This window comes from Streptomyces sp. R35 (genome assembly GCF_041053035.1).
GTDB lineage: Bacteria > Actinomycetota > Actinomycetes > Streptomycetales > Streptomycetaceae > Streptomyces > Streptomyces lutosisoli.
In genome coordinates this window covers 8,150,461-8,166,923 of the sequence record NZ_CP163440.1, presented here as the reverse complement: position 1 = coordinate 8,166,923, position 16,463 = coordinate 8,150,461, and the positions used below count along the sequence as shown (strand labels likewise).

The window sequence follows — 16,463 nt, the reverse complement described above, 5'->3', positions numbered from 1 at the left end:
AACCCTTGCCTGCTCGGAGAGTTGGGGCAAGCCCGTCGCCGCCCGACACCGAGGAGCACCGCATGACCGCGATCGACCCCTTCGCCTCCCTCACCGCCGCCCTTCTCGCCACGGCACCTGGAGTGCCGGCACTGGCCCGCTCATGGATCCGGCACCGGACCGTGGTGCGAACGGAGGAGGAGAACACGCGCCGCACCCTGATCGCCGTGGAGGGCTCGGATCCGCACCAGCGCGCCGCGGTGGTGCGGGCCAGCGCCGATCTCCACTCGGCCGCGCCGGCCGCGTCGACCGCGGAGAAGCCCCCGGGGAGCGGACGGTGATACGCCGGACAGCCCGCCCCAAGGCTCACGCTCAGGGACGCACACCTCGGGCCGCACCGCCTCAGTTCTCGACGATCTCCCCGTCGCTCAGCTCCAGCACCCGGTCGGCCAGATCCAGCAGGGTCGCGTCGTGCGTGGCGACCAGCGCCGTCACCTGTTCGCTGCGGACGACCGCGCGCAGCAGCTCCATCACGGCGATGCCCGTCTCGGCGTCGAGCTGGCCCGTGGGCTCGTCGGCGATGAGGAGGGAGGGGTTGTTGGCGAGGGCGCGGGCGATGGCCACCCGCTGTTGCTGGCCGCCGGAGAGTTCGCCGGGGCGCTGGGCCGCGTGGTCGGCGAGGCCGACGAGGGAGAGGAGCAGGTCGACGCGTTCCTCGCGCTCGCGCGGGTCGGCCCGGCGCAGTCGCAGCGGGACGCCGACGTTCTCGGCGGCCGTGAGGATGGGGATGAGCCCGAAGGACTGGAAGACGAAGCCGATGCGGTCGCGGCGCAGTCCCAGGATGCCGTTCTCGTCGAGCGTGGACAGATCCAGCCCGTCGACGACGATCCTGCCCTCGTCCGGCTCATCGAGCCCTCCGACGAGGTTCAGGAGGGTGGTCTTGCCCGATCCGGAGCGGCCCTTGAGGGCGACGAGTTCACCGCGCGGCACGTCGAAGGAGACACCGCGCAGCGCGTGCACCGCGGCGGCTCCGGTGCCGTATGAACGATGGATGTTCTCGACGCGCACCATGGCGTCCGTGACGACCTGGCTCATGTCCCCTCCCCCGTGGACCGGGCGCCAGTATCACCGCCGGGAGCCCGGTCCTTCAATGGTTCAGCTGGGGTTGTCTCCGTGGGTCAGCGTCTCCCAGGCCACGAACAGGTTGTTGCTGCCGGCCGGGCGGTTCTGCTCGGTCAGCGTCTGGGTGTTGGTCATCGCGATGCCCAGGCGGTTGTGCAGGGCGTTGTAGCCGACCTCGGTGACGGGGCCCAGGCCGAGGGTGAGCGAGCCGCTGCACAGCCAGCTCGGCACGGCCGTCCCCAGCTGGTACTTCGACTGGAAGCCGAGCGCCTGCCGCAGCCGCTCGCCGACGTCGGTGCCGTACAGGTCCTGCCCCTGGATCCGGCTGGTCTCGGCGACGTGCGAGATCGCGGAGATGCCGTATCCGGTGTGGGTGAAGTCGCGGCACGTCTCCTGGGTGAGCCCGGTGACGAAGGTGGACTGCCCCTGCCAGTAGGAGACGATCTTCGCCGTGGTGTCGAGGTTCTGGCTCGGCACGGTCTTCGGCACGGAGCCGTCGGAGGAGAGATAGACGTACGCGGCCGTACGCGTCCGGAACTTCGCCATGGCCGTGTCGTACGACGTCTTGTCCTCCAGGAAGACGGAGATGCCGATGGCGGCCTCCATCATCGACAGCTCCCAGTTCCCGTTGGAATTCGAGCCGTTGATGATCTCGGGGAGGTAGACGTTGCGGAGCATCGTTCCGAAGCGGGCGGAGTTGGTCCACGTCCCCGTGTACGTGTACTTGATGATCTCGGCGGCCTTGGGCCAGGAGGAGCCGGCCCAGCCGGTCTGCAGCGGCGCGTTGCTGTTGGTGTGGTCCTTGATGGTGGCCGACCAGGCATCCATCAGCTCGATGGACTTCTGGGCGTAGCGCGCGTCGCGGGTGATGTACCAGGCGAGGGCGTCGGTGTACGCGGCTATCGCGTCCTCGCGCTCGTCGGTGCAGCCGTAGTTGGGGTTGGAGTACGAGCCGCACTCGACGGTCGCCCGGGGCGTGGCGGTGCGCGTCAGCGAGGCGTACTTGCTCGCCATCATCTGGTCGTACGCGCCCTTCCAGGGCTGGGCGCCGGCGAGGACCTTGGTACGGGCGAAGTCCAGCTGCCCCTTGGAGACGGTGACTCCGGGGTGCACGAAGGTGGCGGGCGCGGCGTCGGCCCGCTGGGCGCCGGGCCAGGAGAGGAACCCGGCGACCAGAGCGGCGGTCGCGGCGGCGACGGTGGCGAGCAGGGCCGGGCGCCGTCTGCGGCGGTGGGCGGCGGGGGTGTCGGGGGTCTCGGGAGTCTCGGGCACGTGGGGGGCCATCTGCCATCCGTTCTCGTATGTGAACGATGAGCGCGTGTTTGAACGTACGCGATGGCCGGGACCTTAGGTATAGACCAACTGCCCGTCAAGAGGCGGCACATGAGCGGCGCATGAGAAAGGGCACGAGAAGGAGCTCACGAGAAGGAGCTCATGAGAAAGGGCCGCACCCCGACCAGGGGTGCGGCCCATATCCAGACTCAAGCCAAGCGCGGCGCCTAGCGGACCTCGGTGATCTCCGGTCCGCGCTGCAGCTGTCCCATGCCGCCGGAGAATCGGGAACCGCCCTGATCCTCCTGCTGGACACCTTCGGGCACCATCTGCGCGTCGTTCGGCAGCTTCAGGACGATCGGGTCGCGGGGGGCCATCGGACCCTCACCACGGACGACGACCGTGTCCCGGAAGATCTGCTCCAGCAGACCCGCGGCCTGCGGCTGCACCGCGCCCTGCCCGGAGATCACTCCGCGCAGGAACCAGCGGGGGCCGTCCACACCGACGAACCGCACGACCTGGAAACCGCCCGTGCCGTCCGGCAGCTGCACCGGCACCTGCGCCCGCAGCTCCCAGCCCAGCGGGCCCTCGACCTCGTCGATGACACCGCCCTGCTGGGTGATCCCGGAGGCGATCTCCTCGCGTACCTCGCCCCAGATGCCCTCGCGCTTGGGAGCGGCGAAGGCCTGGAGCTGCACAGCACTGTCCTTCAGGACGACGGTGGCCGCGACGATCGCGTCGCCCGCGACCTCGACCCGCAGCTCCATGCCGTCGACTCCGGGCACGAAGAGACCACCCAGGTCCACCCGGCCCTCGGCCGGGTCGCGGACCTCGGAGTCGTCCCAGGGACCATCGGGGCGCGGCTCGGGTTCGAGCCTCACGCGCTCCCGCTCCTCCGACTCGTCCGCCTCAGTGTCGACGTCGTCGACGACCTGCTCGGCCTCGCTCGCCGCGTCCTCGGCGGCACTGCCCTTCTTGCGACGTCCGAACACGTCACTGTCCTTCCCGGTCGGATACGACCGAAGCGTATCGATTCCCACCCGTTGTGCTGTCCACGGCGGCATGACCGCCGGTGGACCCGAAGCCCCCTGCGGCCCGCGCCGAGTCGGGAAGCTCCGCGACCTCCTGGAAGCGGACTTTCTCGACCTGCTGGACGACCAGTTGAGCAATCCGGTCGAAGCGCTCGAACCGCACGGACTCGCGCGGGTCGAGATTCACCACGATCACCTTGATCTCCCCACGGTACCCGGCATCCACCGTCCCCGGGGCATTCACGAGGGCGACACCGCAGCGGGCGGCGAGCCCGGAACGCGGGTGCACGAAGGCCGCGTACCCCTCGGGCAGCGCGATGGACACTCCCGTGGGCAGAACCGTCCGTTCACCCGGCTTCAGTTCACAGCTCTCGGTGGTGCGCAGATCGGCTCCCGCGTCACCGGGGTGCGCGTACTCGGGAAGCGGGACTTCCGGGTCCACGCGCCGGATCAGCACGGCGATTTCCTGACGGGGCTGACGGCTCACGGGTTCACCTCGAAGGCGCGGGCGCGCCTGATCTGGTCCGGTTCGCTCATGGCGGCCCGGATCTCCTCCGGGCGGCCGTTGTCGATGAAGTGGTCGACCTTCACCTCGATGAAGAGGGCGTCGGCGCGGACGGCGACGGGTCCGTCGGGACCGCCGATCCGCCCGGTGGCGGTCGAGTAGATCTTCCGGCCGGCCACCGCGGTGACCTCGGCCTCCAGGTGGAGCACGGTGCCGACGGGCACCGGGCGCCGGAAGTCGGTCTCCAGCCGTCCGGTCACCGCGATCGTGCGCAGCAGCCAGTTCAGCGAGCCGAGCGTCTCGTCCAGCGCGGTGGCGAGGACGCCGCCGTGCGCGAGCCCCGGGGCGCCCTGGTGGGCGGGCCGCACGGTGAACTCCGCCGTGATCCGGACCCCCTCCCCGGCGCGGGCCTCCAGATGGAGTCCGTGGGGCTGCTCTCCGCCACACCCGAAACACTGTTCGTAGTGCGCCCCGAGGAGCTCGCCGGGGGCGGGCGCGTCGGGGTGCCGCACCGGTGCGACGGCGTCGGCTGGAGGCGTCAGAGCTGCGGAAGTACCACTCACAGCCGCAGACCTTACCCGCGAGTCCACCATCTCTTCGCACCGTGCCAAGCTTGGCTTCATGCAGCTTTCCGCCTCGCCGTACGAAGAACGCCTCACCGCACCCCGCACCTGGTGGCTGGTCTGCTTCCTGGTCGGGATCGCGATGGCCCTGATCTTCCTCCCGTTCGGCACGCTGCCGCTGCTGGGAGCCCTGGTCGGCGGCACCGCGGTCTCGGCGGTCGTGGCCAGCGCCTACGGCTCGATCCGCATCCGTGTCGTCGGCGACTCCCTGATCGCCGGAGAGGCCAAGATCCCCGTCTCGGCCCTCGGCGACGCCGAGATCATGGACCAGGAGGAGGCGCGCGCCTGGCGCACGTACAAGGCCGACCCCCGCGCCTTCATGCTCCTGCGCGCCTACATCCCCACGGCTCTCCGCGTCCAGGTCACGGACCCGGCCGACCCGACGCCGTACCTGTACCTGTCGACGCGGGAGCCGGAGCGGTTGGTCGCAGCGCTGGAAGCGGCGCGGGCGTCGGCGTAGGCCGCACATCTGCACAGGCCGCGCGGGCGGGGTGCCACGGACGGCACCGCACGGCTGGGCGGCACGCGCGAAGCGTGACCGCCTTCGGCGGATGAGCCCACGCGGCGACGGCACTCACCTGGGCACTGCTTCCCGCGGGACGTCACCACGCCGCCGGCAGTACTTCTGTGCCGGACTCGGAGCGACCGACGACGGAATCCGCCCGCGGGGCACTGCATCGAGACGCGGGCGCGCGCCCGCCAAGAGCACGCCGCCCGGGGAGGTCTCAGCGCTCCAGCTCCCTGGTGATCTCGCCCATCCGCAGCGGATTCGCCGGCTTCTCCAACGGCGGCAGCTCGGGAAGCGCGTCCCACGGCACCTGCATCTTCCGCAGGTCCTTGCGAATGCGCCCCGCGAGGCGTTTGGTGTCGCGGCGGTTCATGACCGCACCGACCGCGGCGCCGACCATGAACGGCATCAGGTTGGGCAGATCCCGGACCACGCGTTTCATGATCTGCTGGCGCAGTTCGCGCTTCATCTGGCCGCCCAACGCGGCGTTGATCGTCGCGGGCTTCGTCACGTCGATCCCGCGCTCCCCGGACCAGGAGTTCAGATACGCGGTACTGCGCTGCTTGAGGTTGCCCGGCGGTCGCAGGCCGTAGACCTCATGGAGCTCAGCGATCAGCTTCAGCTCGATCGCGGCGACGCCGGTGATCTCGGTGGCCAGCTCCGTGGGCATGGCGGGCGGCACCGGCAGCATCGCGGCGGCGCCGACCCCGGCGCCGACCGTGGACGTCCCGGCGGCCGCGCCCGCGACGAGTTTGTCCGCGAGCTGCTCGGGACCGAGGTCCGGGAACTGCTTGCGAAGGGTCGCGAGGTCCCGTACGGGGATTCGCGGGGCGATGTCGATGATCCGGTCGGCGAGGTACGCCAGGCCCGCCCTGGCCAGGCTGCCGCCCTTCTGAACGCCCTTGTGGACGCCCTTCACGACCCCGTCCCGGATCACCGCCGCGCGGCGCCTGGCGGCGGGCGCGGGAGTGACGGCGGAAGCCGTCAGGCCGCCTGTGGCGGGCGCCCGCTCGAGCGAGGCTGATCCCGGTTCGGAAGAGCCCCGCTCGTCGTCACGCACGCCTTCAGGGCCGTCTGAGGGCCCTTCGTCCGCTTCCCGTGGGGGGAAGCGGCGCTTCCAAGGTGAGGTCGAGCCAGTCACGGCCGACCCTGCCTCAGTCGCAGTCGCGGCAGATCGGCTGACCGTTCTTCTCGCGGGCCAGCTGGCTGCGGTGGTGCACCAGGAAGCAGCTCATGCAAGTGAACTCATCCTGCTGCTTGGGCAGGACCCGGACGGCCAGCTCCTCGTTCGAGAGGTCGGCTCCGGGCAGCTCAAGGCCTTCTGCGGCCTCGAACTCATCTACGTCGACGGACGAGGTCGACTTGTCGTTCCGGCGAGCCTTCAGTTCTTCAAGGCTGTCCGAGTCGACGTCGTCGTCGGTCTTGCGTGGGGTGTCGTAATCCGTTGCCATGTCGCTCTCCCCCTCTGGGTGTCTGCGGTGTCTCCAGCGCACGTAACGCGTGAGAGGCCGGACTTGTGCCCGACCCGAGGCGGAGATTTTGCCTCACATCAAGGTCTGTTACTCAATCGACACCCAACCGGACTCCTCAAGAGTGATCGGCTTGGATGGCGATGCGGACCGTACACGGTCCTAAGGCCGCACTTCAAAGGCGTCCCACCGTGTACTTCCCGTGATCAAGACCCCCGAAAACCCGGATTTTCCCGGCTTTCCGACAGCATGCATGATCACGGAGAGTAGATGGCCGGAAAATCGCCCTTGTGATCGATCACACACGGGCCTCCCGGACGGGTGACCAGAAAATTCCGCGCAAAGCGAACATCGTCGCGTGTCGGCGACATGGTCTCAGATAGGCAGGGTGACGCGCATCACGAGGCCACCCCCTTCTCGCGGCTCCGCGGTGATGTGACCCCCGTGGGCGCGGGCCACCGACCGGGCGATGGACAGGCCGAGGCCCACGCCCTTGTCACTGCCCGTGCGCTCCGTACGCAGCCGCCGGAAGGGCTCGAAAAGATTGTCGATCTCGTACGCGGGAACGACCGGCCCCGTGTTCGAGACCACCAGGACCGCCTGGCCGTGCTCAACCTCTGTCCGGACGTCGACCCAGCCCCTCTCCGGCACGTTGTACCGGACGGCGTTCTGGACGAGGTTCAGGGCGATCCGCTCCAGCAGGACGCCATTGCCCTGCACGACCGCCACGGCGCGCTCCCCGCGGATCTTCACCCCCTTGGCCTCGGCCTCGGCATGCACCTGGTCGACCGCCTGCGAGGCGACCTCGGCCAGGTCCACAGGCTTGCGCTCGACGATCTGGTTGTCGCTGCGGGCGAGCAGCAGCAGGCCCTCGACGAGCTGTTCGCTGCGCTCGTTGGTGGCAAGCAGCGTCTTGCCGAGCTGCTGGAGCTCCATCGGCGCACCGGGGTCGGAGAGGTGCACTTCCAGGAGCGTGCGGTTGATCGCGAGCGGGGTGCGCAGTTCGTGCGAGGCGTTCCCCACGAACCGCTGCTGGGCGGTGAAGGCCCGCTCCAGCCGCTCCAGCATGTCGTCGAAGGTGTCCGCGAGTTCCTTCAGCTCGTCGTCCGGGCCGTCCAGCTCGATCCGCCGGGACAGGTCCGAGCCCGCCACCGCGCGCGCGGTGCGGGTGATCCGGCCGAGCGGCGAGAGCACCCGTCCGGCCATCGCGTAGCCGAAGGCGAACGCGATGATGGCGAGGCCGAGCAGAGCGAGCAGCGAGCGGCTGAGCAGGTTGTCCAGGGCTGCCTGGCGCTGGTGGTCGATGCAGGTGCTGATCGCGGTGTTGAACTCGTCGAGCGACAGGTTGCCCGCCTGGACGGCGGGGCAGTTGTCGCTGTTGACCTTGATCGCGGTACCGCTGGCGATCTTGAAGAGCGGCTCGGCCCCCGTGTTCAGGGCCTGCGCCGCGAGCAGATAGATGATCGACAGCAGCATGATGCCGGCGATCAGGAACATGCCGCCGTACAGCAGCGTGAGCCGTATCCGGATGGTCGGGCGCAGCCAGGGGAACGGGGGTTCCGGCCTTCTGGGGTCCCAGGTGGGCTTCGGAGGCGCCGTCGGCGGCGCGGGGGTCGTGGCCACGGGTGATCAGATCCGGTAGCCGGAGCCGGGCACGGTCACGATGACGGGGGGCTCGCCGAGCTTGCGGCGCAGGGTCATCACGGTGACGCGTACGACGTTGGTGAACGGGTCCGTGTTCTCGTCCCAGGCCTTCTCCAGGAGCTGCTCGGCGGAGACGACGGCGCCCTCGCTGCGCAGCAGCACCTCCAGGACGGCGAACTCCTTGGGCGCGAGCTGGACCTCCTTGCCGTCGCGGAAGACCTCGCGGCGGTTGGGGTCGAGCTTGATCCCGGCGCGCTCCAGGACGGGGGGCAGCGGCAGGCTCGTACGACGTCCGAGGGCACGCACGCGTGCCGTCAGCTCGCTGAACGCGAAGGGCTTGGGGAGGTAGTCGTCGGCGCCGATCTCCAGGCCCTCGACGCGGTCGCTGACGTCGCCGGACGCGGTGAGCATCAGCACGCGGGTGGGCATGCCGAGCTCGACGACCTTGCGGCAGACGTCGTCGCCGTGCACGAGCGGGAGGTCGCGGTCGAGGACGACCACGTCGTAGTCGTTGACGCCGATGCGCTCCAGGGCGGCCGCACCGTCGTACACGACGTCGACGGCCATGGCCTCCCGGCGCAGTCCGGTGGCCACCGCATCGGCGAGCAGCTGCTCGTCCTCGACGACGAGTACGCGCACGTCGCTTGTCCTTCCTCTGTCCACCCGCGTAGCGCCCTTCAGGGCACCACGCGGGCAGGTCTGTCACGGATGAGGGCTCCATCCTGCCCTTTTCGGCCATAAACCGGCTGTAAGGCGGGTGAGGGGTGCTCGGGACGGCGGTCCCGGGCCCCGGGAATGCGAGATTTTCTCGTCGGGTTGAGGTTTCCACGGAAGAGAGCGGGGGGAGGACGGCTTTACACCCCGCGATCACGCTCTGCATGTGGCAAGCCACCTTGTGGTACGTCCAACCGCTTCCGCAGAGCGGGCGTGGGTGTCCGGCACCGTCGCCGCCCAGCCTGGGCAGCGCTGGGCACCCATCTGGCAGACGTGATCGCCCCTTCCGAACGGCACACCCCCGTGCCACCCGACCCACGACCCAGGACGAGGGGGCGCAGCATGGACGCATTCACCGCAGGACTTCTGCAGCGCATAAGGGCGACCGAGTCCGACCTGACGCGGGCTCGCGAAACAGGCGACGACTTCCTCGCGGAGGTCGAGCAGGCCGAGCTCGACGACCTGCACCGCCTCGCCGCCGAGCACGGTGTGGAGGTCGGCGCGACGCGCGTCTGATCAGTTCATACAAGAGCGGGGCCCCGGCATCGATCCAGTGCCGGGGCCCCGCTCCGTTTCGTAGTGAACGACGTCAGTCGTGCCAGGCGCCGAAGTCCTCCAGGAGCCGCTGGAGGGGCTCGAAGACGCCGGGTGAGGCAGCCACCGCCAGATCGCCCGCGGGGCGCTCTCCGGGGCGTCCACCGGTCAGGGCGCCCGCCTCACGGGCGATCAGGTCGCCCGCCGCGAGGTCCCAGGGGTTGAGGCCGCGCTCGTAGTAGCCGTCGAGGCGGCCGGCCGCGACGTCGCACAGGTCGACCGCGGCGGATCCGCTGCGCCGGATGTCGCGCACCAGCGGGATCAGCCGCTGGGCGACGTCGGCCTGGTGGGCCTTGACCTCGGTCACGTAGTTGAAGCCGGTCGAGACCAGGGCCTGGTCCAGGGGCGGCGACGGGCGGCAGGCCAGCCGGCGCTCGCCGACCCAGGCTCCGGTGGCCCGGGCGCCACGGCCGCGCACCGCGTGGTACGTCTCGCCGCGCATCGGCGCCGCGACGACTCCGACGACGGTCTCGCCGTCCTGTTCTGCCGCGATGGACACCGCCCAGGTCGGCAGGCCGTACAGGTAGTTGACCGTGCCGTCGAGCGGGTCGATGACCCAGCGGATGCCGCTGGTGCCCTCCGTGGCGGCGCCCTCCTCGCCCAGGAAGCCGTCGGCCGGGCGGTGCTGGGAGATCAGGTCGGTGATCAGCTTCTCGGCGGCGATGTCCATCTCGGTGACGACGTCGATCGGGCTGGACTTGGTGGCGGCGACCGCGAGGTCCACCGGGCGTCCGTCCCGCAGCAGCTCACCGGCGCTGCGGGCAGCCTGGTGGGCGAGCTGGAGCAGTTCGGTGTGCAGGGGCTCGATCACGGGGCTCCTCAGGCGTACGGGCTGTCGGCGCCCGCGGCGGCGGGCTTCGGGGCACGGGCGGGGCAACAGCCCACCGGGCACAGGTCCGCGCTCGGGCCGAGCGCCCCCAGGGCGCAGGGTGTCACCTGCCGGCCGCTCTCCGTCGCGGCGCGCTCCAGGACGAGTTCACGGATCGCCGCGGCGAACCGGGGGTCGGCGCCCACGGTGGCCGAGCGGCGCACCGGCAGACCCAGCTCCTCGGCCTTGGCCTTCGCCTCCGTGTCGAGGTCGTACAGGACCTCCATGTGGTCCGAGACGAACCCGATGGGGGCCATCACGACGGCCGGGACCCCGGCGCCGTGCAGCTCCTCCAGGTGGTCGCAGATGTCGGGCTCCAGCCACGGGATGTGCGGGGCTCCGGAGCGCGACTGGTAGACGAGCTGCCAGGGGTGCTCGATCCCGGTCTCCTCGCGCACGGCGTCGGCGATCAGCCCGGCGACGTCCAGGTGCTGCTTGACGTACGCGCCGCCGTCTCCGTGGTCCCCGACCGGCCCGGAGGTGTCCGCCGCGGCGTTCGGGATGGAGTGCGTCGTGAAGGCGAGATGCGCGCCCGCGCGTACGTCCTCGGGGAGTTCGGCGAGGGACTTCAGGACGCCCTCGATCATGGGCTCCACGAAGCCGGGGTGGTTGAAGTAGTGGCGCAGCTTGTCGATCTTCGGCAGCTCCAGGCCCTCGGCCTCCAGGGTCGCCAGGGCACCGGCGAGGTCCTCGCGGTACTGACGGCAGCCCGAGTACGAGGCGTACGCGCTGGTGGCGAGGACGAGGACGCGGCGGCGGCCGTCGGCGACCAGCTCGCGCAGGGTGTCGGTCAGGTACGGCGCCCAGTTGCGGTTGCCCCAGTAGACGGGCAGGTCCAGGCCGTGGTCGGCGAAGTCCTTGCGGAGGGCGTCGAGCAGGGCGCGGTTCTGGCCGTTGATGGGGCTGACCCCGCCGAACAGGAAGTAGTGCTGACCCACTTCCTTGAGCCGTTCCTTGGGGATGCCTCTCCCCCGCGTCACGTTCTCCAGGAACGGGACCACATCGTCCGGGCCTTCCGGGCCGCCGAACGAGAGCAGGAGCAGGGCGTCGTAGGGGGTGGCATCGAGCGCATCTGGCATGCATCCGATCCTGCCACCCGGCACTGACAGGCAGGAAACGGCGGGGTGACGGGAGAGCGAGGGCGGACTCGACGGGGCGAGGGGCAGGCGCGAGGACGGCCTCGAAGGCTCAGGAGAACGGCTTCGAACGCACAAGGGAGATCGGCGCGAAGGCGCACAGAGAGGCGTGCGGAGGGCGTGCGTTAGGGTCACCTCACCCGTAAGCTGTATCGGCCAGATTCACGCCTTACCGGAGTTCGGACCGCCCGTGGTGACCGGTCGGCCGAGCCGAGCCGACCGGAGTCCTCCGTGCCCAGCCCCTACCGCGCCCTGTTCGCCGCCCCCGGCTCCAAGGGTTTCTCCGCCGCGGGCTTCCTCGGCCGGATGCCGCTGTCGATGATGGGCATCGGCGTGGTCACGATGATCTCCCAGCTCACCGGACGGTACGGGCTCGCGGGCGCACTGTCGGCGACCATGGCCCTGGCGGCCGCCGTGATGGGCCCGCAGGTCTCGCGACTCGTGGACCAGTACGGGCAGCGGCGGGTGCTGCGCCCCGTGACACTGTTCGCGCTCGCCGCGGCCGCCGGGCTGCTGCTCGCCGCGCACTTCGACCGGCCGGACTGGGTGTTGTTCGTCTGCTCGGCCGGCATCGGCTGTGTCCCGAGCATCGGCGCGATGATCCGGGCCCGCTGGGCGGCCCTCTACCGGGACACCCCGCAACTGCACACCGCGTACTCCTTCGAGTCCGTGGTGGACGAGATCTGTTTCATCTTCGGGCCGATCATCTCCATCGGCCTGTCCACGGTGTGGTTCCCGGAGGCCGGGCCGCTGCTCGCCGCCTGCTTCCTCGCCGCCGGAGTCTTCTGGCTGACCTCCCAGCGCGCCACCGAGCCCGTGCCGCATCCGCGCGAGCAGCACACCGGCGGTTCGGCGCTGCGCGCGGCCGGACTCCAGGTCCTGGTGGCCACGTTCGTGGCGACCGGGGCGATCTTCGGAGCCGTCGACGTGGTCACCGTGGCCTTCGCCGAGGAGCAGGGCCACAAGGGCGCCGCGAGCGTCGTCCTCGCGCTCTACGCCGCGGGCTCCTGCGTCGCGGGAGCCGTGTTCGGACTGCTGCACTTCAAGGGGGCGCCCGAACGCCGGTGGCTGCTGGGCATATGCGCGATGGCCGTGAGTATGATCCCCCTCCTACTGGTCGGAAACTTGCCGTTTCTGGCCGTGGCGCTGTTCGTTGCGGGTCTCTCCATCGCTCCCACGATGATCACGACGATGTCCCTCATCGAACAGCACGTACCACGCGCGAAACTGACCGAGGGCATGACCTGGGTGAGCACCGGGCTCGCGGTCGGGGTCGCGCTCGGTTCCTCCGTGGCCGGCTGGGTGATCGACGCCGCCGGCGCGAAGGCCGGGTACGGGGTTCCGGCGGTCTCCGGAGCCGTCGCGGTCGCGGTCGGTTTCCTCGGGTATCGCCGGCTGAGCAGGCCGGTTCCGCAGCGGGAGGGGACCCATGAGCACCACAGTGAGCGGGAAGAGCGGCACGTGGCGTAACTGGGCGGGGAACGTCACCGCCCGTCCCGTACGGGAGGTCGCCCCCGCTTCGGTCGAAGAGCTCTCCGCGGCCGTACGGAAGGCCGCCGACGACGGTCTGAAGGTGAAGGCCGTCGGCACCGGGCACTCCTTCACGGCCGCCGCCGCGACCGACGGCGTATTGATCCGCCCTCAACTGTTGACCGGCATCCGCAAGATTGATCGCGAGGCCGGCACCGTCACTGTTGAGGCGGGCACCCCGCTCAAGCGTCTCAACATGGCTCTCGCGCGCGAGGGACTGTCGCTCACGAACATGGGCGACATCATGGAGCAGACGGTTTCGGGTGCGACCAGCACCGGAACGCACGGCACGGGGCGCGACTCGGCCTCGATCGCCGCACAGATCAAGGGACTTGAGCTGGTCACGGCGGACGGCTCGCTGCTCACCTGCTCCGAGAACGAGAACCCGGAAGTCTTCGCGGCGGCTCGGATCGGAATCGGCGCCCTGGGGATCGTCACCGCGATCACCTTCTCCGTAGAGCCCATCTTTCTGCTCACGGCCCGCGAGGAGCCGATGACCTTCGACAAGGTCACCGCCGACTTCGACGAACTCTTCACCGAGAACGAGCACTTCGAGTTCTACTGGTTCCCGCACACCGGCAACTGCAACACCAAGCGCAACAACCGCAGCGCCGGCCCCGAGAAGCCCATCGGGCAGATCGGCGGCTGGATCGAGGACGAGTTCCTCTCCAACGGCGTCTTCCAGGTGGCCAATCTGCTCGGCCGCGCCGTGCCCGCCACCATCCCGACGATCGCGAAGATCTCCAGCCGCGCGCTGTCCGCCCGGACCTACACCGACATTCCCTACAAAGTCTTCACCTCTCCGCGCCGGGTGCGCTTCGTGGAGATGGAGTACGCCGTCCCGCGCGAGGCCCTGGTCGAGACGCTGCGCGAACTGAAGGCCATGGTCGACCGCTCGACACTGCGGGTCAGCTTCCCCGTCGAGGTGCGCACGGCCCCCGCGGACGACATCACCCTCTCCACCGCGTCCGGGCGGGAGAGCGCCTACATCGCCGTTCACATGTTCAGGGGCACCCCCTATCAGGCGTATTTCACCGCCGCCGAGCGGATCTTCACCGCGCACGAGGGTCGGCCGCACTGGGGCAAGGTGCACACGCGCGACGCGGAGTACTTCTCCAAGGTCTATCCGCGCTTCGGCGAGTTCACGGCGCTGAGGGATCGGCTTGACCCGGATCGGCGCTTTGGGAATGACTACTTGCGGAGGGTTCTGGGGTCGTAGCGGACTCGCTGGGCGTGGGGGCCGGGGTGGTGTCCCCGGCCTCCGGGTCCGAGGAAGCGCTGGAACTCGGCGTCGGCGTGGGTGTCGTAGCGCCGTCGCCACCGTCCTGAGCAGCCCCGGAACCGCTGCTGCCCGTGGACGGCCGCACGGAGGGGGATCCGGCGGAAGGCGTCGTACTGGTCTCCGGCTTCTCCGAGTTGGAGCCGCTTCCCTTGTTGAAGGCGGTGCCGACGGTCGTGCTCTTGCCGTCGCCGCTGAAGCTCTGCCCCGACACCAGCTCGTACGTGGTGATCCCGGCCATCGTGACGCCGAAGACGAGGGCCGCGGCGACCACGGGCCGCTTCCAGCTCTTGACCCGCGCGCGATAGACGGTCGCTTCGGTGAACTCGCCCACGGCGGGCGCCTGCTGGAGCTGGGTCTTCGGCTTGGCCTGGACCGTCACGTCACGTATCTGTTCGCCGGTGCGCTTGAAGAAGTGCTGGAAGACGGTGCCTCCGCAGGTGGCGATCGCACTGACCACTCCGGCGCCCAGGATCGTCCCGTAGACCCCGAAGCAGGAGGCGAGTTTGGCCGCCACCACGGCGGCCACCGCGCTGCCCGCGACTTGGGGGACGCTCAGATCCACCCGCTTCTTCTTCGGCCCCGCCTCCCCCTCCTCCTTCTTCCTCGATTCCTGGTCGGCCTCCGACTTCACACCCATCCCCGGACCTTGCCTGCCTTTCCCGAACGTGAATCGACCTACTGCACCAGGAAGGGACGAACAGGCGAAACGATTCGTTCCTTTTCTGGTGATTCCGTGAAGTGCGCCACGTTTCATGGTCACGAAAACGGTGCATCGGGCGGCCAACTACCACCCCCCACTAGAAGTTGGGCGGCGTGCCGATCCACGCACGTGGCCCGAATGGAGTACTGTTGCGAGCCCTGGGTCCGGACTCCCGCCAGGGTGTCCGGGGCCTTGCAGGACCGCCGGGAGGGGGCTCGTTGCACAGGGTGATGGAGTTCGTCACTTAGCGTTGCGAATAGGTAACCGTGCCATAACGGCGATCCCGGGCCCGCGCCCGACACGCCGGGCAACTCGGCAAGGTTGTGGCAGGCTGCACCCGGGCAGGCCACACTCGACTAGCGGAAGCAGCGACGCACGTGACGTCGGCAGGCACCACCCGGGAGGTCCCCATGCCCGAACTGCGTGTCGTGGCCGTCTCTAACGACGGCACACGGCTGGTGCTGAAGGCTGCGGACAGCACGGAGTACACGCTTCCGATTGACGAGCGTCTGCGCGCCGCCGTACGCGGCGACCGTCCGCGCCTTGGCCAGATCGAGATCGAGGTGGAGAGCCATCTCCGCCCCCGAGACATCCAGGCACGTATACGTGCCGGCGCCTCCGCGGAGGAAGTCGCCCAGCTCGCCGGGATCCCCGTCGATCGCGTACGCCGCTTCGAGGGTCCCGTGCTCGCCGAGCGCGCCTTCATGGCCGAGCGTGCCAGGAAGACTCCTGTCCGCCGCCCCGGTGAGAACGCCGGACCCCAGCTCGGTGAGGCCGTCCAGGAGCGGCTGCTGATCCGGGGCGCCGACAGGGACACCGTCCAGTGGGACTCGTGGCGCCGCGACGACGGCACCTGGGAAGTCCTGCTGGTCTACGTGGTCGCGGGCGAGCCGCACTCGGCGAGCTGGACCTACGACCCGCCACGGCGGCTCGTCCAGGCCGTCGACGACGAGGCGCGTTCGCTGATCGGCGAGTCCGACGACCTCGCGGCGCCCGAGCCGAGCTTCCCGTTCGTGCCGCGGATCGCACGGCTGCCGCGCGACCGTCCGCTCGATCGCGCCCTGGACCGGCAGATGGAGCGGCCGAGCATTCCGGCGCCGTCCCCGGAGCCGGTCGAGGAGTCCGAACGGGACTCGCTCACCAGCCTCCTGGAGGCGGTGCCCAGCTTCCGGGGCGACATGGTGGTGCCCGAGCGGCCCTCCACCACGGAGCACCCTGCGGCGGAGGAGCCCGCCCCCGAGCCCGAGACGGAGGAGCCCCCGGCTCCCGCCGCCTCGGCCGGTGCCGGTTCCGCCTACGCGGACGTCCTCATGCCCCGCTCGGTCGGTGCGCACCGCGACCGCCTCGTCGGCGCGACGGACCGCCAGGCCGAGGCCGACGGCGTCCGCCCGGGCCGCAGAGCGGCGGTCCCGAGCTGGGACGAGATCGTCTTCGGCACGCGGCGGAAGAAGCAGGACTAGTCGGTTGTACGACGATGGGGCACGCA

General features: G+C 70.0%; 18 protein-coding genes. 6 read left to right on the top strand and 12 right to left on the bottom strand.

Going from position 1 to position 16,463, the window contains the following annotated elements; genetic code table 11:
- The first annotated feature begins 62 nt into the window (after nt 1-62).
- A complete protein-coding gene (locus tag AB5J50_RS36920; protein WP_369262879.1) occupies nt 63-320 on the top strand; it encodes a hypothetical protein in 258 nt (85 codons plus the stop codon).
- Nucleotides 321-381: 61 nt separating this feature from the next.
- Here AB5J50_RS36920 and AB5J50_RS36915 read toward each other — a convergent pair whose 3' ends face one another.
- The 5 genes from AB5J50_RS36915 to AB5J50_RS36895 form a co-directional block, all read right to left on the bottom strand.
- A complete protein-coding gene (locus AB5J50_RS36915; RefSeq protein WP_369262877.1) occupies nt 382-1,074 on the bottom strand; it encodes an ABC transporter ATP-binding protein in 693 nt (230 codons plus the stop codon).
- Between the two features lie 60 nt (nt 1,075-1,134).
- Nucleotides 1,135-2,385, bottom strand: a complete 1,251-nt coding sequence (locus AB5J50_RS36910; RefSeq protein WP_369262875.1) for an alginate lyase family protein — start codon at nt 2,383-2,385, stop codon at nt 1,135-1,137.
- Nucleotides 2,386-2,600: 215 nt separating this feature from the next.
- Entirely contained in the window at nt 2,601-3,365 is a 765-nt protein-coding gene (locus tag AB5J50_RS36905) for a DUF3710 domain-containing protein (protein WP_327432268.1), read from the bottom strand.
- 1 nt (nt 3,366) lies between these two features.
- Nucleotides 3,367-3,861: a dUTP diphosphatase gene (dut, locus tag AB5J50_RS36900; RefSeq protein ID WP_369265611.1), complete on the bottom strand. Its 495-nt coding sequence runs from the start codon at nt 3,859-3,861 to the stop codon at nt 3,367-3,369.
- A gap of 26 nt (nt 3,862-3,887) precedes the next feature.
- Nucleotides 3,888-4,472, bottom strand: coding sequence for a PaaI family thioesterase (locus tag AB5J50_RS36895; RefSeq protein ID WP_369262873.1), 585 nt, complete (start codon nt 4,470-4,472; stop codon nt 3,888-3,890).
- A gap of 58 nt (nt 4,473-4,530) precedes the next feature.
- Between AB5J50_RS36895 and AB5J50_RS36890 the strand changes: the two genes are divergently transcribed.
- A complete protein-coding gene (locus AB5J50_RS36890) occupies nt 4,531-4,992 on the top strand; it encodes a DUF3093 domain-containing protein (protein WP_327432265.1) in 462 nt (153 codons plus the stop codon).
- Nucleotides 4,993-5,257: 265 nt separating this feature from the next.
- On the opposite strand, the gene AB5J50_RS36885 is transcribed toward AB5J50_RS36890, so the two are convergent.
- The 4 genes from AB5J50_RS36885 to AB5J50_RS36870 form a co-directional block, all read right to left on the bottom strand.
- Nucleotides 5,258-6,181 (bottom strand): hypothetical protein, encoded by a 924-nt coding sequence (locus tag AB5J50_RS36885; protein ID WP_369262871.1) that lies wholly within the window; start codon nt 6,179-6,181, stop codon nt 5,258-5,260.
- Nucleotides 6,182-6,194: 13 nt separating this feature from the next.
- Nucleotides 6,195-6,491: a DUF4193 domain-containing protein gene (locus tag AB5J50_RS36880; RefSeq protein ID WP_003997302.1), complete on the bottom strand. Its 297-nt coding sequence runs from the start codon at nt 6,489-6,491 to the stop codon at nt 6,195-6,197.
- A 393-nt stretch (nt 6,492-6,884) separates the two neighbouring features.
- Nucleotides 6,885-8,132 (bottom strand): HAMP domain-containing sensor histidine kinase, encoded by a 1,248-nt coding sequence (locus tag AB5J50_RS36875; protein ID WP_327432263.1) that lies wholly within the window; start codon nt 8,130-8,132, stop codon nt 6,885-6,887.
- 6 nt (nt 8,133-8,138) lie between these two features.
- Nucleotides 8,139-8,792 (bottom strand): response regulator transcription factor, encoded by a 654-nt coding sequence (locus tag AB5J50_RS36870; RefSeq protein ID WP_266474245.1) that lies wholly within the window; start codon nt 8,790-8,792, stop codon nt 8,139-8,141.
- Between the two features lie 417 nt (nt 8,793-9,209).
- Between AB5J50_RS36870 and AB5J50_RS36865 the strand changes: the two genes are divergently transcribed.
- A complete protein-coding gene (locus AB5J50_RS36865) occupies nt 9,210-9,383 on the top strand; it encodes a hypothetical protein (protein ID WP_167459062.1) in 174 nt (57 codons plus the stop codon).
- 73 nt (nt 9,384-9,456) lie between these two features.
- Here AB5J50_RS36865 and AB5J50_RS36860 read toward each other — a convergent pair whose 3' ends face one another.
- Both AB5J50_RS36860 and AB5J50_RS36855 read right to left on the bottom strand, forming a co-directional pair.
- Nucleotides 9,457-10,272, bottom strand: a complete 816-nt coding sequence (locus AB5J50_RS36860; protein ID WP_330307785.1) for an inositol monophosphatase family protein — start codon at nt 10,270-10,272, stop codon at nt 9,457-9,459.
- Between the two features lie 8 nt (nt 10,273-10,280).
- Entirely contained in the window at nt 10,281-11,408 is a 1,128-nt protein-coding gene (locus tag AB5J50_RS36855) for a ferrochelatase (RefSeq protein ID WP_369262869.1), read from the bottom strand.
- Nucleotides 11,409-11,696: 288 nt separating this feature from the next.
- Between AB5J50_RS36855 and AB5J50_RS36850 the strand changes: the two genes are divergently transcribed.
- Nucleotides 11,697-12,935 carry an MFS transporter gene (locus tag AB5J50_RS36850; RefSeq protein WP_369262868.1) on the top strand — a complete coding sequence of 413 codons (1,239 nt, stop codon included), beginning with the start codon at nt 11,697-11,699 and terminating at the stop codon, nt 12,933-12,935.
- Nucleotides 12,895-14,214 (top strand): D-arabinono-1,4-lactone oxidase, encoded by a 1,320-nt coding sequence (locus tag AB5J50_RS36845; protein ID WP_369262867.1) that lies wholly within the window; start codon nt 12,895-12,897, stop codon nt 14,212-14,214. Before AB5J50_RS36850 ends, AB5J50_RS36845 begins: the two co-directional genes overlap by 41 nt.
- Here the strand turns inward: AB5J50_RS36845 and AB5J50_RS36840 are convergent.
- Nucleotides 14,138-14,914, bottom strand: coding sequence for a hypothetical protein (locus tag AB5J50_RS36840; protein ID WP_369262865.1), 777 nt, complete (start codon nt 14,912-14,914; stop codon nt 14,138-14,140). The two genes, AB5J50_RS36845 and AB5J50_RS36840, sit on opposite strands and share 77 nt — an antisense overlap.
- A gap of 440 nt (nt 14,915-15,354) precedes the next feature.
- Between AB5J50_RS36840 and sepH the strand changes: the two genes are divergently transcribed.
- Nucleotides 15,355-16,437 (top strand): septation protein SepH, encoded by a 1,083-nt coding sequence (gene sepH, locus AB5J50_RS36835; protein ID WP_327432256.1) that lies wholly within the window; start codon nt 15,355-15,357, stop codon nt 16,435-16,437.
- Nucleotides 16,438-16,463: the final 26 nt, after the last annotated feature.